This window comes from Roseibium sp. 10G30-5 (assembly GCF_055809635.1).
In genome coordinates this window covers 833,710-849,591 of the sequence record NZ_CM147918.1, presented here as the reverse complement: position 1 = coordinate 849,591, position 15,882 = coordinate 833,710, and the positions used below count along the sequence as shown (strand labels likewise).

Genomic DNA, 15,882 nt, shown 5'->3' with positions numbered 1-15,882 from the left:
GACATGAAATTGAACAATGAAGCAGGGACGGTGCAGCTTGTGCTGGCGGATGCAAACAGTCTTCGAAAAAGTCTCGATGATCTGAGCGCACTGTTGGTGGCCTGTGTCGATGGTGATGCAGGGATCGGCTTTCTGGCGCCTCTGGACGCTGAGGTGGCGCAGGGTTTCTGGCTGCAAACGGCGACTTCCGTTGCTGCGGGAACGCACCATGTCTTTCTGGCGCTCGTTGATGGAACGGTGGCAGGCAGTGCGATGCTGGTGCCCGCCCATCAGCCCAATGCCGCGCACCGGGCGGATGTGGCAAAGGTGATGGTGCATCCAGCGTACCGACGTTTGGGGGTGGCACGTCGACTGCTGAATGCCATTGAAACCCATGGACGCGAGCTTGGCCGCACATTGCTTGTGCTCGACACGGTGACTGGCGATGTCGCCGAGGAGCTTTACCGGTCCTGCGGTTTTCAGGAAATCGGCTCCATCCCCGGCTACGCCTTGTCTGGACAAGGAACGATGAAAGCGACCACAGTGTTCTACAAGCAGATATGACGCGCCTGTTGGCACGGGAACCGGGCAGGGAGGCCGGGTGTCAACGATCGGATTTATGGGGCGAGGCTATAGGCAAGGGGGCAGTATGACATATTCCATCATTGGACGTGACATCCGCACAGGCGAGGTCGGCGCAGCGATCCAGTCGAAGTTTCCTGGTGTCGGGACCATCACGCTGCATGGTCGGGCGGGAGCAGGTTGCCTGACGACACAGGCCTTTGCCAATCCTGCGCATGGTGAGACCGGGTTGGACCTTCTGCAAGATGGTGCTGCGCCACATGAGGCGCTGGAAATTCTTCTGCGGAATGATGCAAACGCGCGCGAGCGGCAGGTGGCGGCTCTGACATTGACTGGTACGCCCGCCTTTTTCACGGGCGATGATGTTGCCGGGTGGGAAGGTGTGGCGGACGGGCGTGTCGGCATTAACAGCGTTGCTACGGGCAATGCCCTGACCTCAGATGCAGTGATCCTCGCCATGATCGACACCTTCGAGCATTCGATGGGCGAACTTGGCGCGCGGCTGATTGCTGCCTTGCAGGCCGGACGCGATGCTGGCGGCGAATTGCGTGGTCAGCAAAGCGCTGCCCTGCTGGTGGTCAAGGAGGATGGCGGCTATGGCGGGCGCTCTGGCCGACATGTCGATATTTCGATTTATGATCATCCAACCCCGATCGAGGAACTGGCGCGATGTTACCGGTTGCACCGGCTGTCCTATTTCCCCTCAGATCCGGACAAGCTGGTGCCCATTGAAGGAGCGCTGGTTGATGAACTGCGCGCTCTGTTGCGCGAAGGGGGCTATGAGGTGGGCGTCGGCTCCAGTTGGCTGGAGACAGATATTGTTTCGTTGAAGCGCTTCATGGGCATGGCAAACTATGACAATCGGTTGCGTGACGACGCGACCATAGATCAGGAAGTGTTGGAGGACTTGCGCGTGCGACCTGATCAGATATGTCACCCGCCCACTTCTGCCTGATCGCGGAAAATGACCGCAGAAAGGTGAAGAGCCAGGTCTCGACACACTGCATGGCGTCTACTATCTAAAGGGCAGAGTTTAGTAGCGAAGAAGACCAAGCAGCGGTCTCACCACAGACAATGGATTCAAGATTATGAGCATCCAGGATTGGATCAAGAACGAAGTCGAAACCAATGATGTCGTGCTTTTCATGAAGGGCACGCCGAACTTTCCGCAATGTGGATTTTCCGGTCAGGTTGTGCAGATCCTCGACTACGTTGGTGCGCCCTACAAGGGCATCAACATTCTGGAAGATGACGACCTGCGCCAGGGTGTGAAGGAATTCACCAATTGGCCAACCATTCCGCAGCTCTATGTGAAGGGCGAATTTGTTGGCGGCTGTGACATCATCCGTGAAATGTTCCAGAATCAGGAATTGCAAGCCTTGCTCAGTGAGAAGGGCGTCGAAACACAGACCCAGGGCGCGTAATCACCCGCGACCATGAGTTTTGAGCAACTTGAAGAAGCCGGGGCATTCGCTCCGGCTTTTTTATCAGCCGGCGGCGAAGGCTGCAACACGTTCCATCTCGCCCCGAGCGTAGCCCGGGGCGAGCGGCGAAGTTTCGTCGTGTGGTTGCTCTATTCAGCCGCAAAGATACTGGCGGTCATCGCCAGTGCTGGCCGCGCAGGGTTCTTCCGCGGTATCGCTGCTTGTGTTTTCTGCGGTCTGTGCGGTGGCGGGACGCAGGTTGGCGAAGTCATAAAGACTGCGGTCCATCAAATGCGAAGGCCGACTGTTGCCGAGCGCGCGCGCCATGATGCTGAGACGGCCCGGACTTTCTTTTTCCCATCCCTGAAGCATGCGTTTGACCTCGTCGCGCTGCAAGCCGTCCTGTGATCCGCAAAGGTTGCAGGGAATGATGGGGAACTGCATCCCCTTGGAGAATTTCTCGATGTCAGCTTCGGCGCAATAAGCCAAAGGTCTCAGCACCAATAGATCACCATCGTCATTGACCAGCTTTGGCGGCATGGAGGCTAGACGGCCACCGTGAAAGAGGTTCATGAAGAAGGTTTCAAGAATATCGTCGCGGTGGTGGCCCAGTACAATGGCCTCGCAGCCCTGCTCGCGGGCTATCCGGTAAAGAATGCCGCGTCGCAGGCGAGAGCAGAGCGAGCAGTAGGTGCGATGCGCCGGGATCTTGTCCGTGACAATCGAATAAGTGTCCTCGCGAACGATGACATTTTCGATGCCGTTTTCTTCAAAGAACCTGGGCAGGATATCCGTCGGGAAGCCGGGCTGCGCCTGATCAAGATTGCAGGCCACAAGGTCCACAGGCAGCAGGCCGCGCCACTTCAGTTCTGTCAGTACGGCCAGCAGCGTGTAGCTGTCCTTGCCGCCGGATAGACAGATGAGCCATTTAGGACGTTTGGCCGGAGGGTTTGTCGAGGCAGCACCACTCTCGCCATGTTCCAGCATGGCAAAATCGCTGATCGCCTCGCGGGTCTGACGCAACAGGCGTTTGCGTAACTTCTTGAACTCGACGGACGAGGGAGCCTGACGCAGCAAGGCAGGAACACTGTCGGATGCTTCCGGAGCTTTGTGCTCTTGAATGAGGTTTGCATCTGAAAGACTGTCGGCCATGAGAGTGCTCCTTGGGCGCGTTGGGCCTCGCCCCTTGTCCTCTGGCTGTCAGGATGGGGTGGACTGGCAGAGAAAACAAACAAAAAAGGCCGCCAAAGCGGCGGCCCTTGATGCAAGTCTGAAGACCTGAACCTTAACGCGAATAAAATTCGACGACCAGGCTTCGGTTCCATCTGAACCGGGTACGGTACGTCTGTGAAAGACGGAACGCGTACGTAGGTTGCAGTCATCTTGGAGTGGTCTGCATCGACATAATCCGGAACATCGCGTTCACCAGACTGAACAGCTTCCAGAACCAGACCGAGCTGACGGGACTTTTCGCGAACTTCGATGACATCGCCCGGACGGCAACGGTAGGACGGGATGTTGACCCGCTTGCCGTTGACCTTGATGTGGCCGTGGTTGATGAACTGACGCGCTGCGAAAACGGTCGGAACAAACTTGGCACGGTAGACGAGCGCATCGAGACGACGCTCCAGCAGGCCAATCAGGTTTTCGGAGGTATCACCGCGCAGGCGGGATGCTTCAACATAAACCTTGAAGAACTGCTTTTCGGAAATGTTGCCGTAGTAGCCTTTGAGCTTCTGCTTGGCACGCAACTGAACACCAAAGTCAGACAGCTTGCCCTTGCGGCGCTGACCGTGCTGACCTGGGCCGTAGTCACGGCGGTTGACTGGGCTCTTGGCACGACCCCAAATGTTTTCACCCATCCGGCGATCAATTTTGTGCTTAACGCTATGGCGCTTCGACATATCGCGGTTTCCTTTGAATTCGCGTTTATATTATCAAGGAAACGCGCCCTCCTTTATCTCGCTTGTATCTGACATGTGTCAGATCACGGCAAGATCGACAGGGGCTCGGCAAGACGGCGCCGACCGAACGCCCACGGGTGCGTATGTCCGGAGAGTTTCCTCAACAGACCGCGCGTTGATATACATAGAGGGGGATGGAGTCAATCATGGGCCTTGCGAAAAGCTGCCGCTTGCCTACGGTTTCTTGCGTCGTCAGAATGATCTGACCATGTAGTCGGCACTCAAACACGCACAAGACCAATCGTGTCGTTCTCGCCGGGATCAGGCGAATCAAGCATTCAATGTGCGACGACTTGTCACAATTTTGTATTATTTTACACTTTCATTTCCTCTGCTCCGTCACTTGCCTGATTATTAGGCGGGATAGAGCGTGATTGCTCCATCTCAATTTTGAATCTTTCTGGCGATTTTAGGATTATTTAATGGATCAAAGCGACAATGAAGCTATGTACAATGGCAGAAATAAGTATAAACAAGCCAACTAAACGTATCTAAGCCTGTCAGGAGGCGAGAGTGGGCATACTTCGGCAGAAAATTTCTGTTCTGGATCTGTCTTCGGCACAGCCTGAAGCTGTGGCCCCGGAGCAACCGCCTGTCACCAACCTTACTCGATCTTGAAATTGAGACCGTGCTGAGCACTGTCCGATATGCGTTTCAGCCTATTGTCGATTTCGGAACGGGAGTTGTCTACGGATATGAGGCGCTGGTTCGGAATTTCGAGATTCTCGGCTTTTCCCAGCCGAGTGATCTGTTCGACTGGGCTTTCACAACTGGTGCGTTGGGTGAACTTGAGCCGGCCCTTTTGTCTCAGGCCATCGAAGCTTTCAGCAAGCTGACCAAGGCTGCCGGCACTAAGTTGTTTTTCAATCTGGATGGGCGTGGCCTTGGCGACAATGAGGATGCGCGGTTGCTGTTGAGCGAACGCATCTGGGAAAAGAACTATAATCCCAGCCAGATCTGCCTTGAACTTTCTGATCGCAAACAGGGCGACTATGATGATGCCAAGGACTATGCGCTAGGAAGTTTGCGCCGTACCGGCTTTATGCTGGCGCTGGACGAATTTGGTCAGGGCTTTTCCGAACTGCGCCTGCTTTATGATATTTCACCGGACTACGTGAAGATCGATCGCTTCTTCTTGTCAGGCATTGATACCGATCCGCGCCGTAAGCTGTTTGTAACCACCGTGGCCAATCTGGCACACGTTCTGGGCGCTCGCGTGATCGCGGAAGGTGTTGAAACCGAAAGCGAATACAAGGCCTGCCGGGATGCGGGCTGCGATCTGCTGCAAGGCTACTATGTGGCCAAGCCGTTTGAGGAAAAGCGTCAGGCCCGGCTTTTTTATGATCATATCCGCCGGGACACACTGGAACCGCAGCGCCGTCAGGAAGATTGGAAAATCCGCGGCGAACTCGCCAAGTTGCCATCCATCCGCTATGACGCCACGCTGCGGGAGTTGCTCGACTTGTTTCTGTCCGACCAGGATATCTCCATGGTGCCGGTGGTCGACAACAACAATGAGCCCCGCGGTTTGGTGCATGAGCGGGATGTGAAAGCTTATCTTTATGCTGGTGCGCAGCAGGGCAAGAGCGATACACAGTCGGCGCTGGAAATTCCCATTCGTACTTTTGTGCAGTCCTGTCCGATTGCCGATATAGACACCAATGCCGACATGCTGCTGGTGACTTTTGCCTCGTCGATCAATTCCGATGGCATCGTCATCACTGAGAACTTCCGCTATAAGGGCTTTCTCACTGCAACCTCGCTGTTGAAGATCATTCATGAAAAGCGGGTTGAAGAAGCGCAGGATCAGAACCCCTTGACCGGTCTTCCGGGCAATGCGGCGATCAACCGGTTCGTCACAAGTCTCGGGCGGTCTGTCAGTCTGGAACGGCACTTCTGTTACTTCGATTTCGACAATTTCAAACCGTTCAACGATACCTATGGCTATCGTCAGGGGGACCGTGCAATTATCCTGTTCAGCGATCTTCTGAAGAAGCATCTTGTGTCGTCCGGGCAGTTCTGCGGCCACATTGGCGGAGATGATTTCTTCGCAGCGATCAAGGATGAAGATCAGACCGAGATCGCAGCACAGCTTCTGTCGCTGAAGCGGACCTTCCGCAAGGACGTGGAGAGCTTTTATAATGCCGAGCACCGTAAGCTCGGATATATCGAGGCCGCCGACCGTATGGGCAACCAACAGCGCTTTGCCTTGCTGGATTGTTCAATTTCTATGGTCACCGTGCCGGTGGGCCGCATGATTCAGCTTGATCAGGTTAATGCCGAACTTGCCAATCTCAAGAAACTGGCCAAACGGTCGGATGATGGGTTTGTGGTTCGCAATTTCGGCGAGGAAAGCTGAGAGGCTTTTCGCTGCTCGCTAGATATGACTTTAAAACGAAAACGGCCATGGCTCTGGGAAAGAGCCATGGCCGTTTTCGTTGGTTCAAGAGCGTGTCTCAGTCTTCGCTGTTGGTCTTCTCGGCGTCTGGGATTGTTGCGCGCGGGCGCGTCTGGCGCTTTTCAAGGGCAGCAACGATGCCTCGCAAGGCCCGGACTTCCTGTTCAGTCAGATTGGCCTTTTGGAAGATGTTGCGCAGGGTCAGCACCATGTGCGGACGACGCTCCGGCGGACGGAAGAAGTTGACCGTATCGAGGGCGCCCTCGATATGCTCGAAAAAGCGCACAACGTCCTCCTTGGACGCGGGCGGGTGCTCTTCTTCGTCGAGGCGAAACGGCAGTGTGCCGGATGTGGCGGTCTTGCGCCACTCGTAAGCGCACACCAGCACGGCCTGCGCGATGTTGAGCGAGGCGAAGTTGGGATCCACAGGCAGGGTAACGATTTCATCCGCCAGTGCCACCTCGTCGTTGTTAAGGCCCCAACGCTCGCGTCCGAACAGATAGCCAGTCGGCAGATCGCGACGGCCGAAGTCGGTGAGGGTGACGGCGGCTTCGTCCGGACCGCGCACAGGCTTGGACACCTCGCGAGAGCGGGCCGTGGTGGCATAAACGAACTTGAGATCGGCGATGGCGGCTTCAACGCTGTCGAAAACCTGAACCTTGTCGATCACATGATCCGCACGACTTGCGGCGGCCCGGGCCTTCTCGCTGGGCCAGCCATCGCGTGGATTGACGATGCGCAGGTCGGTCAGGCCGAAATTGGCCATGGCACGGGCAGCCGTGCCGATGTTCTCACCTAACTGAGGCTCACATAGGATGATTGCAGGCGGGCGCAAGTCCACGTGCAACGCTTCGTCGCGGATATTGGCGTTTCTGGTCATGGCGGGGATTTAGCTGAAGCCGGGCTAGAAGAAAAGTGGCAATTGACGTGTGGTGGCTGGAACCTGATCGATCTGTCGTACGCCGGATATAAAAACACCCGGCAAATCAATCAGGATCTGCCGGGTGGTGTTTAAAACGGAGTGTCAGTCGGGCGCTTTGGTTTGCAGGGCCAGCGCGTGCAGGGCACCACCCATGTTGCCCTGCAACGCCTGATAGACCATCTGGTGCTGCTGGACGCGGGTTTTACCGCGGAAGGCTTCGGAGACCACATTGGCCGCATAATGGTCGCCGTCTCCGGCCAGATCGCGAACCTCGATCTTGGCGTCGGGCAGCGCTGCCTTGATGAGGGTTTCAATCTCGTTGGCGTCCATGGGCATGATGGTCTGGTCCTCTCCTGTCACGCGCGCCGCGCGGGCGCTTATTCATCTGAAACGGCTGTCGCGTCAGCCTTAGGCCATATAGCTGGGGAACCAGCTTTCATGTGCCTGTTTCAGTGTCTCAATCGATAGGGTAAAGATGTCTTCAACAACGACATCAGAGCCACCCGTCTCTCCGATATGGTGGGTTTCAATGCCCGCATCAATGGCATCTTCCAGAAGAGCGTCGAGCTTGTCGTGGGCAACGCTGATCAGATAACGCCCCTGATCTTCCCCGAAGAGCGCCGCATGAGTTGGCCCCTCGATCGAGACCCGGCAGCCGATGCCACCAGACATCGCCATTTCTGCAAGTGCAACGGCCAGTCCGCCCGAAGAAATGTCGTGGACACAATCAATACGACCCGCGCCGATGAAATTGCGCACCAGTTCGCCGCGTCGACGTTCGGCATTGAGATCGACGGGAGGGGGCGCTCCTTCTTCCCGGCCAAGAATCTCGGCCAGATATTGCGAAGAGCCCAGATGGGTTCCTTTGCCGCCGATGACGACAATGGCTTCCTTGGGGCGCTTGAAGGCCGCCTGCGCGCGACAGGTTACATCCGGCAGCAAGCCGACGCCACCAATGGCAGGGGTCGGCAGAATGGCTTCGCCGAAGGTCTCATTGTAGAGAGACACATTGCCCGACACGATCGGGAATGACAGCTCCGTACACGCTTCACCGATGCCTTTGATACAGCCGACGAGCTGGCCCATGATTTCCGGCTTTTCCGGGTTGCCGAAGTTCAGGTTGTCGGTCGCGGCCAGCGGCTCGGAGCCAATGGCGGTCAGGTTGCGCCAGACCTCAGCCACAGCCTGCTTGCCACCTTCATAAGGGTCGGCCTGGCAGTAGCGCGGGTTTACGTCGACGGAGAAGGTGAGGCCCTTGTTGGAGCCATCCACCCGCACCAATCCGGCATCGCCACCAGGCTGTTTCGACGCTGTTGCCCTGAATAAGCGTGTCATATTGCTCGTACACCCAACGGCGTGACGATCCGTTTGCGCCACCAACGAGCTTGAGAAGGGCTTCGGCATAATCGGCTGGCTCTTCAATGTCGCTTGCAGTCAGCACTGCGCGTTTGGGTGTTTCCACCCAGGGGCGGTCATATTCGGGAGCTTCGTCGCCCAACTCCTTGATCGGCAGGTCGGCAACGATTTCGTCCTGATGCTTGACCAGAAAACGCAGCGTGTCCGTCGTCTTGCCGACGATTGCAAAGTCGAGGTCCCACTTCTTGAAGATGGCTTCGGCCTGCGCTTCCTTTTCCGGGCGCAGCACCATGAGCATGCGCTCCTGGCTTTCCGATAGCATCATTTCATAGGCGGTCATGTTGTCTTCGCGCACCGGAACCATGTCGAGGTTCAATTCGATGCCAAGATTGCCACTGGCGCCCATTTCCACCGCAGAACAGGTAAGACCTGCAGCGCCCATGTCCTGAATGGCGATGACAGCACCGGTCTCCATCAGTTCCAGACAGGCTTCCAGCAGACATTTTTCGGTGAATGGATCGCCAACCTGCACTGTGGGGCGCTTTTCTTCGATCGTCTCGTCGAATTCGGCCGAGGCCATTGTTGCGCCGCCGACACCATCACGACCGGTCTTGGCTCCGAGGTAGACGACGGGCAGGCCGACGCCTTCCGCCTTGGCCAGGAAAATTGCGTCTGACTTTGCCAGACCAGCCGCGAAAGCATTGACCAGGCAGTTGCCGTTATAGCTCTTGTGGAACTCGACTTCGCCGCCCACCGTCGGCACACCGAAGGAGTTGCCGTAGCCCCCAACGCCCGACACGACGCCCGACACCAGATGGCGTGTGCGTGGGTGCTCAGTGTCACCGAAACGTAGCGCGTTCATCGCCGCAATGGGACGTGCGCCCATGGTGAAGACATCGCGCAGGATACCACCAACGCCTGTGGCAGCGCCCTGATACGGCTCGATGTAGGACGGGTGATTGTGGCTTTCCATCTTGAACACGACGGCCTTGGCCATTTCCAATATCAACGACACCGGCGTTCTCGCCCGGGCCCTGAAGCACACGCGGTCCTTCGGTCGGCAAGGTCTTCAGCCATTTTTTGGAGGACTTATACGAGCAATGCTCGTTCCACATGGCAGAAAAGATGCCCAGCTCGGTGAAGGAGGGCTCGCGACCGATGAGGTCGAGGATACGCTCATATTCATCTGGCTTGAGGCCATGAGAGGCAATGAGGTCGGGCGTGATCTTGATATCGTTGGGAATCATGTCGGTCCGGATACTTGTGGCTTGCAAGCCAGTGACTGAATTCTCCGTTCGTGTAGCAGATCACTTGCCAGAATGGGAGAGGCAAAGCTTGCTTCTTGGCGGTCGGTTTCAGGCTTGCTTACCGTTTTTTATCCGGCAGAGGTGTTTTTACGCAAAACTGTCCACACAGACGGGCGAATCTTCCAGCAGTCCGCGCAGGCGTTCCAGTCCTGCCGACAGGCCATCGCGCGAGTTGGCACAGGAAAAGCCGATGCGGGCGCGGTAGTATTGATGTGCCGTGCGACAGGGCTTGTATTCGTCCTCGTCGTCGATCAGCACATTCTCACTCAAGGCCGCTTTCTTGAAGGCACCGGACAACCAGGGTTCCGGCAGTTTCAACCAGATAAAGGGGATGTCGGGGGCATGCTCGAATTCATACCCGGCGAGGTGGTCGGTGACGATGGCGTGGCGCGTCTTGATCTCGGCCAGAACTTCGCGGCGCAAGCGGTCTGCATGGCCCTCAAGTACAAGGCGAGCTGCCAGCTCTGACAGGAGAAAGGCATTGCCGCCTGATAGCATCTTGTGTGCCATGTAGACGCGCTGAACGTGGGAAGGCGGGCAACTGACCCAGCCCCCGCGGATGCCGGCGGCCACAGCCTTGGACAGGCTGCTGATGTGAAACGTGCGGTCCGGGGCCAAGGTCGCCAGTGGCGTCAGGTGCGACTCAGGCCGCAAGGCTCCGAAGACTTCATCTTCATAGATCCAGAGATTGTATCGTCGGGCAATGTCGACAATCTGATGGCGGCGTTCTTCACTGATGTGGGAAACGGTCGGGTTCTGAATGTCCGGCATCAGGAAAATGCCTTTGGGGTGCTGCTGGGCGCAGAGCCGTTCCAGTGCTTCGGGCAGGGGGCCATCGGCATCGCGCGCGACCTCTGCCGTGCGGCGTCCGGTCAGCGTGGCGCTGCGGGCAAAGGACGAATAGGTGACATCTTCAAAAACAATACGGTCACCAGGGCTGGTGGTTGCCGTCAAAACGGCCATCAAGGCCGAATGAGCCCCAAGCGTGGGGACAATGCTTTCCGCATCAGGGGTCCAGCCCGCTCGTTTCATCCATTGCACGCCGGATGTCTTCCAGTTTTCAGGGATATTACGGCGGTAGGAGGCCACTTCATCGCCATGGTCGCGGACAATTTGCAGAAGAAGGGGTTCAATCGTTGCGGATTGATTGACCTCGGGCGCCGCCGAGGCATCAAGACGGATGGTGTGTGGCGCTGGATCTTCTGTGCGGGTTCCCGCAAAGCTGGTCGACAGCGTGAACGTCGAGCGCTGGCGGGCTGCCATGATCTGCAAGGGCTGGATAGCGGGCGCAGAGCTGTCAGCGGTGTTAGGCGCCGCGCCGCCCGCCTGTATGATCGCAGGCGAGACATGATCCTCCGACCCTAAAACATACGTGCCACGCCCGACTTCGCCGCTGACCAGCCCACGCGACCGGATGACGCCATAGGCGCGCCCCACGGTGCCCACAGTGACACCAAGGTCGAAGGCCAGATTGCGCTGCGGTGGGAGTTTGGCGCCCACGGGCAGCGTTCCAGAGCAAATGTCTTCCGCGATCTGATCCGCCAGCCGCATGTACAGCGGGCCATTGCCATCGGGGAGTGCGGGAAGCCAAGTGTCCATGTCTCAATCCAATTTGTATCGGTTACAATTTGCTACCTTGATTCAAATTGAGAGTCAATTCATCAATTGTGTCATTCAAAACAGGTTCAATTTAACCGATGGAGAAAAATATGTCACAAATTGAATCGATACAATGTTCGACTTATGGAGACGTTGCTCCGGTCGCGCTTCCGGACGTAACGCAGCCTGTGGGCCGGTGGCGTGGTCTTGGCGCACTTGTTCGCCTTGGAGTTTCAAAGCTGGTCGCCTGGAGACGCATGCGGCGTAGCCGCCGGGACCTTGCGGGCCTGTCGGATGATGCGTTGAATGATCTCGGACTGTCTCGTGCCTATGCGGAATACGAGGCCTCGCGTCCGTTTTGGGATGGACAGCAGGCACATCACGATAATCGTTATGACAGCGCGGGCTATCCGATTGCTAACAGGGGGAAACCCGCCGGGCTCGGTTACACAAAGGCTCTATTTCTTGAAGTCGAGCGGCAAAGCCCGCAGGGTCCGATTGATCGGGCAGGACCAAAAGGATTGGCTGATCAAAAAGGCGCTTGAAAACACGCGCAACTATCGAGTGATGGGTTTTTCCATGGCGAGGAGGTCGTGGGTCATATCTTCCGACTTGCGGGAGAGAAGGTCTGCGGCCTCCTGAATGCCCTTGTTGTAGCACCAGGCTCCGAGGGTCTCGACCAGTTCGTCGAGCAGAGATCCGGCTTCCATGTTGCCAAGGTCCACATCCAGTTCCTCCAGGCAGAAGGATTGAATGCGCCCCGCGAGGTGCATGTGATCCTCGCGAGACAGTTTCAGATCAGACATCGTTGGCTCCGTTGTTGGCAGGCTTCTGCTGCGAAGATGCCATGACGATCGCTCAGACGCGAGTCTGGAGCAGGCTTTCAGCATCAAGCGTGACGCCTGACCTCAAGCCGCTGTCAGAAGGCTTTCGAACAACAGACGACCTTCGACGCCACCTTGCAGCTCTTCAACCAGGTTTTCCGGGTGTGGCATCATGCCCAGAACATTGCCCTTGGCATTCATGATGCCGGCAATATCGTTGAGAGAGCCGTTCGGATTGGTGCCCTCTGCATAGCGAAAGACCACCTTGACCGTTGTCCTCGATGGATTTCAGTGTGTCTGCATCGGCAAAATAGTTGCCGTCGTGGTGTGCCACAGGACAGCGCCAGACCTGATCCTTGGTGAAGCTGGTCGAGAACTGTGTGGCCGAATTGACCGTCTTCAGCATCACTTCCTTGCAGACGAACTTGAGACCGGCATTGCGCATCAGCGCACCGGGCAAGAGGCCAGCTTCGGTCAGGATCTGAAAGCCGTTGCAGACGCCTAGAACGCGAGTGCCACTCTCGGCCTTGCGCACCAGATCCCGCAGGATCGGTGAGCGCGCTGCAATCGCGCCGGAGCGCAGATAATCGCCGTAGGAAAAGCCTCCCGGAACGACAACAAGATCCACATCCGGCAGCGTGGTTTCCGTGTGCCACACGGCTTGCGGGCGGGTTCCGGTGATCAATTCCAGAGCGTGAAACATGTCCCGGTCACGGTTGGATCCCGGAAAGACAATGACAGCCGATTTCATCAGGTCGCTCCCGTTCAGCCGATCTGGATGTCGTAATTCTCGATGACGGTATTGGCCAGCAGCTTTTCGCACATCTGTTCAAGCTCCGCGTGTGCAGCAGCTTCGTCGCTTGCCTGCACGTCGAGGTCAAACACCTTGCCCTGACGAACCGAACCGATGTCTTCAAAGCCGAGACCGCCAAGAGCGCCTTCGATTGCTTTTCCCTGAGGATCGAGGACACCGTTTTTCAAGGTGACGATCACGCGTGCTTTCATGACACTTTTTCCCGTTGCGATAAGCGGACTTGTGATGGTTGAAACAGAATGAGGCTCCTCATACCCGAGGAGCCTCGATCTTGGAAGACCTGATTTGCGAGTTCACACCCGGCATGCACCCCTGATGGTGCGGCTGATCCGCATCTTCAGGGGCAAGATTGGTCTCAGTCGGTCTGGACGAGTGTCGGGCCGGAGGTGGCCGGACGATCGTTTTCGTTCAGGATGCCAAGGCGCTTGGCCACTTCCCTGGTAAGCCTCAAGGAGGCCGCCCATATCGCGGCGGAAACGATCCTTGTCCATCTTGTCGTTGGTCTCGATGTCCCACAGACGACAACTGTCCGGGGAAATCTCGTCGGCAACCACAATGCGCATCATGTCACCTTCGTACAGGCGACCGCATTCGATCTTGAAGTCGACGAGGCGGATGCCGACACCGAGGAAAAGACCGGACAGGAAGTCATTGACGCGAATGGCAAGCGCCATGATGTCGTCGAGTTCCTGCGGGGAGGCCCAGCCAAAAGCGGTGATATGCTCTTCGGCAACCATCGGATCATCGAGGGCGTCGTTCTTGTAATAGAACTCGATGATGGAGCGCGGCAGTTGCGTGCCTTCTTCCAGGCCAAGGCGCTTGGCAATGGAGCCGGCTGCGACATTGCGCACCACGACTTCAAGGGGGACGACCTCAACTTCGCGGATGAGCTGCTCACGCATGTTCATGCGACGGATGAAGTGCGTCGGAATGCCAATGGCGTTCAGGTGGTTGAAGATGAATTCGGAAATCCGGTTGTTCAACACGCCCTTTCCGTCAACAATTTCGTGCTTCTTGTTGTTGAAGGCGGTGGCATCGTCTTTGAAGTGCTGGATCAGGGTTCCCGGTTCCGGACCTTCATAGAGGATTTTGGCCTTGCCTTCATAGATGCGGCGGCGGCGATTCATGGGCAGACACCCTGTTCGTTCTAGAAAATCGTGGCGAGGGCAGGTTGCGGTGCGCGTTCTGGTCCTCGGCATTCTCCTGTCTGTCACGAAGTGTTGCACATGGCAGGACAAGAAAGGAGCTAGCGGCGCGGAACTTACCTGAAGGCGCGGGAAAGTACAATGCCGACGCGCAAAGCCCCGCCGTATCTCGCGATTTTCGATCGCATTTGTGCCAGATCCATTCAGGTGTCTGGAAACATTTGCGGCATAAAGCCGTTGATGCCTGTATTTTGAATAAGGGTGAACTTGCGTGCGACGGCTTGCATTGCGATTAATTCTTCTTCATTTGCACTTGCAGCAAGATGCCGCTAATTGAACAGCGCTCGCCGATAAAAACGGCGAAAAATCTGGAGATTGACGATGAGCACATTCGACGGCCGTCAGGGCAACTTCGAAGACAAGTTCGCCCATGACGAAGAACTCAAGTTCAAGGCCATTGCCCGGCGCAACAAGCTGTTGGGTTTGTGGGCTGCCGAAAAGATGGGGCTGGATAGCGAAAAAGCCGAGGAATATGCGCGCGAAGTGGTGCGTGCCGACTTCCAGAGCCTTGGTGAGGAAGATGTTTTCCGCAAGATCCGCGGTGATTTCGATGCTGCAAAAATAGAGCAGTCCGACCATCAGATCCGTCGCACCATGATGGAATTTCTGCAAAAGGCTTCCGAGCAGATTCTGGCCACCGAATAAGCGCCAGACGCGCCTGCAATCCTTCATTCTGCGGGCTTGTTACCGTTCTGAGGTGACTGAAATTGAAAACTCCCGATCTTGCGGTCGGGAGTTTTTTTTGTGGGCACTGCCGAGAGATGTCTCTGTTAGCCGAGACGTTTCATGAAATGGGCGAAGGACATGACGCCTTCCGGCCAGGGCCGTGACCCGATTCGACGTTGATGTGGCCGGCGTCACCGGCGTCCTGCAAGGTGCTGCCCCAGGCTTTGGCGAAGGCTTCGGCGCGTTCATAGTCGCAATAGGGATCGGTGCGACTGGCGACAACATGTGAGGTGAAGGGCAGTGGATCGTGGGGAATCGGGCGGAAATCGCCACCATCGAATCCCTTGACCAGCCCGTCCCGGTCCCAGTCGGATGGAGCGACCAGAAACGCCCCCTTGATCTTGTCTTTCGGCAACTGATGTGCGCCATGCGCCACCAGAATGGTGCCGAGAGAATGCGCGACCAGCACGATAGGGCGTTCGCAGGCATTGACCGCCTGATGAAGCGTTTCAAGCCAGGCCTTGCGACTTGGCTGGGTCAGGTTCTTTTGTTTTACCACATGGGCGTTGGCCATCTTGTCTTGCCAGCGCAGGAGCCAGTGGCTGGGCAACATCTGTCCATAGCCGGGAATGAGAAGAATATCGGCTTCTGAAATTTTCACGAGGTAGACCTTCTCGGGGATCGAATGGGCTTGTCCGGGCGGCGTTCCATAAAGGGGACGCGGCAGCTTGAGCGGGCAGTTTGATCTCTGACATACCGCGATTGCGCGTCATGTCAATGCGTCGATGTCTGGCGGAAAGATAGGACGGTTTTCGCTGCTAACTCTTGCGTCTGACGTCAAA

14 protein-coding genes and 4 pseudogenes are annotated in these 15,882 nt (G+C 56.8%); 7 read left to right on the top strand and 11 right to left on the bottom strand.

The window, feature by feature from the left end:
• The first annotated feature begins 3 nt into the window (after positions 1-3).
• The 3 genes from AC0L7U_RS04430 to grxD all read left to right on the top strand — a co-directional run bounded on the left by AC0L7U_RS04430 (position 4) and on the right by grxD (position 1,985).
• Positions 4-543: a GNAT family N-acetyltransferase gene (locus tag AC0L7U_RS04430; protein ID WP_473694115.1), complete on the top strand. Its 540-nt coding sequence runs from the start codon at positions 4-6 to the stop codon at positions 541-543.
• 85 nt (positions 544-628) lie between these two features.
• Positions 629-1,516 (top strand): DUF1028 domain-containing protein, encoded by an 888-nt coding sequence (locus AC0L7U_RS04425; protein ID WP_473694113.1) that lies wholly within the window; start codon positions 629-631, stop codon positions 1,514-1,516.
• A gap of 130 nt (positions 1,517-1,646) precedes the next feature.
• Complete coding sequence (gene grxD / locus AC0L7U_RS04420; protein ID WP_473695657.1) at positions 1,647-1,985, top strand: Grx4 family monothiol glutaredoxin; 339 nt, start codon at positions 1,647-1,649, stop codon at positions 1,983-1,985.
• Positions 1,986-2,138: 153 nt separating this feature from the next.
• Here grxD and ttcA read toward each other — a convergent pair whose 3' ends face one another.
• Together ttcA and rpsD are read right to left on the bottom strand one after the other, a co-directional pair.
• Entirely contained in the window at positions 2,139-3,137 is a 999-nt protein-coding gene (gene ttcA / locus AC0L7U_RS04415; protein WP_473694111.1) for a tRNA 2-thiocytidine(32) synthetase TtcA, read from the bottom strand.
• 133 nt (positions 3,138-3,270) lie between these two features.
• A pseudogene (rpsD, locus tag AC0L7U_RS04410) lies at positions 3,271-3,889 on the bottom strand (30S ribosomal protein S4).
• A gap of 688 nt (positions 3,890-4,577) precedes the next feature.
• Between rpsD and AC0L7U_RS04405 the strand changes: the two are divergent.
• Positions 4,578-6,308 (top strand): EAL domain-containing protein, encoded by a 1,731-nt coding sequence (locus tag AC0L7U_RS04405; RefSeq protein WP_473694109.1) that lies wholly within the window; start codon positions 4,578-4,580, stop codon positions 6,306-6,308.
• 97 nt (positions 6,309-6,405) lie between these two features.
• Here the strand turns inward: AC0L7U_RS04405 and AC0L7U_RS04400 are convergent, their stop codons facing one another.
• The gene (locus AC0L7U_RS04400) at positions 6,406-7,227 is read right to left on the bottom strand and encodes an RNA methyltransferase (protein WP_473694107.1); all 822 of its coding nucleotides are present in this window, start codon (positions 7,225-7,227) and stop codon (positions 6,406-6,408) included.
• Here AC0L7U_RS04400 and AC0L7U_RS04395 point away from each other — a divergent pair.
• Positions 7,189-7,362 (top strand): hypothetical protein, encoded by a 174-nt coding sequence (locus tag AC0L7U_RS04395; RefSeq protein ID WP_473695928.1) that lies wholly within the window; start codon positions 7,189-7,191, stop codon positions 7,360-7,362. The two genes, AC0L7U_RS04400 and AC0L7U_RS04395, sit on opposite strands and share 39 nt — an antisense overlap.
• Positions 7,363-7,371: 9 nt before the next feature.
• Here the strand turns inward: AC0L7U_RS04395 and AC0L7U_RS04390 are convergent, their stop codons facing one another.
• The 3 genes and pseudogenes from AC0L7U_RS04390 to AC0L7U_RS04380 all read right to left on the bottom strand — a co-directional run bounded on the left by AC0L7U_RS04390 (position 7,372) and on the right by AC0L7U_RS04380 (position 11,531).
• Positions 7,372-7,605, bottom strand: coding sequence for a BolA family protein (locus AC0L7U_RS04390; RefSeq protein WP_473694105.1), 234 nt, complete (start codon positions 7,603-7,605; stop codon positions 7,372-7,374).
• Between the two features lie 72 nt (positions 7,606-7,677).
• A pseudogene (gene purL / locus AC0L7U_RS04385) lies at positions 7,678-9,872 on the bottom strand (phosphoribosylformylglycinamidine synthase subunit PurL).
• A 147-nt stretch (positions 9,873-10,019) separates the two neighbouring features.
• A complete protein-coding gene (locus AC0L7U_RS04380; protein WP_473694103.1) occupies positions 10,020-11,531 on the bottom strand; it encodes an aminotransferase-like domain-containing protein in 1,512 nt (503 codons plus the stop codon).
• Positions 11,532-11,641: 110 nt separating this feature from the next.
• On the opposite strand from AC0L7U_RS04380, the gene AC0L7U_RS04375 reads away from it, so the two are divergent.
• Positions 11,642-12,076 carry a DUF1127 domain-containing protein gene (locus AC0L7U_RS04375; protein ID WP_473694101.1) on the top strand — a complete coding sequence of 145 codons (435 nt, stop codon included), beginning with the start codon at positions 11,642-11,644 and terminating at the stop codon, positions 12,074-12,076.
• A gap of 12 nt (positions 12,077-12,088) precedes the next feature.
• Here AC0L7U_RS04375 and AC0L7U_RS04370 read toward each other — a convergent pair whose 3' ends face one another.
• The 4 genes and pseudogenes from AC0L7U_RS04370 to purC form a co-directional block, all read right to left on the bottom strand.
• Positions 12,089-12,337: a DUF2164 domain-containing protein gene (locus tag AC0L7U_RS04370; protein WP_473694100.1), complete on the bottom strand. Its 249-nt coding sequence runs from the start codon at positions 12,335-12,337 to the stop codon at positions 12,089-12,091.
• Positions 12,338-12,439: 102 nt separating this feature from the next.
• A pseudogene (gene purQ / locus AC0L7U_RS04365) lies at positions 12,440-13,106 on the bottom strand (phosphoribosylformylglycinamidine synthase subunit PurQ).
• Between the two features lie 14 nt (positions 13,107-13,120).
• Complete coding sequence (purS, locus tag AC0L7U_RS04360; RefSeq protein WP_473694098.1) at positions 13,121-13,360, bottom strand: phosphoribosylformylglycinamidine synthase subunit PurS; 240 nt, start codon at positions 13,358-13,360, stop codon at positions 13,121-13,123.
• Between the two features lie 164 nt (positions 13,361-13,524).
• Positions 13,525-14,296: pseudogene (gene purC, locus AC0L7U_RS04355) on the bottom strand (phosphoribosylaminoimidazolesuccinocarboxamide synthase).
• A 399-nt stretch (positions 14,297-14,695) separates the two neighbouring features.
• Here purC and AC0L7U_RS04350 point away from each other — a divergent pair.
• Positions 14,696-15,019: a DUF1476 domain-containing protein gene (locus AC0L7U_RS04350; protein ID WP_473694096.1), complete on the top strand. Its 324-nt coding sequence runs from the start codon at positions 14,696-14,698 to the stop codon at positions 15,017-15,019.
• A 139-nt stretch (positions 15,020-15,158) separates the two neighbouring features.
• Here the strand turns inward: AC0L7U_RS04350 and AC0L7U_RS04345 are convergent, their stop codons facing one another.
• Positions 15,159-15,701 (bottom strand): RBBP9/YdeN family alpha/beta hydrolase, encoded by a 543-nt coding sequence (locus tag AC0L7U_RS04345; protein WP_473694094.1) that lies wholly within the window; start codon positions 15,699-15,701, stop codon positions 15,159-15,161.
• Between the last annotated feature and the right edge of the window lie 181 nt (positions 15,702-15,882).

Coding starts and splice junctions, on each gene's coding strand:
- AC0L7U_RS04425 (WP_473694113.1), top strand. CDS start 629: ATGACATATTCCATCATTGGACGTGACATCCGCACAGGCGAGGTCGGC.
- AC0L7U_RS04375 (WP_473694101.1), top strand. CDS start 11,642: ATGTCACAAATTGAATCGATACAATGTTCGACTTATGGAGACGTTGCT.
- AC0L7U_RS04390 (WP_473694105.1), bottom strand. CDS start 7,605: ATGCCCATGGACGCCAACGAGATTGAAACCCTCATCAAGGCAGCGCTG.
- AC0L7U_RS04380 (WP_473694103.1), bottom strand. CDS start 11,531: ATGGACACTTGGCTTCCCGCACTCCCCGATGGCAATGGCCCGCTGTAC.
- AC0L7U_RS04370 (WP_473694100.1), bottom strand. CDS start 12,337: ATGTCTGATCTGAAACTGTCTCGCGAGGATCACATGCACCTCGCGGGG.
- AC0L7U_RS04400 (WP_473694107.1), bottom strand. CDS start 7,227: ATGACCAGAAACGCCAATATCCGCGACGAAGCGTTGCACGTGGACTTG.
- ttcA (WP_473694111.1), bottom strand. CDS start 3,137: ATGGCCGACAGTCTTTCAGATGCAAACCTCATTCAAGAGCACAAAGCT.
- AC0L7U_RS04430 (WP_473694115.1), top strand. CDS start 4: ATGAAATTGAACAATGAAGCAGGGACGGTGCAGCTTGTGCTGGCGGAT.
- purS (WP_473694098.1), bottom strand. CDS start 13,360: ATGAAAGCACGCGTGATCGTCACCTTGAAAAACGGTGTCCTCGATCCT.
- AC0L7U_RS04350 (WP_473694096.1), top strand. CDS start 14,696: ATGAGCACATTCGACGGCCGTCAGGGCAACTTCGAAGACAAGTTCGCC.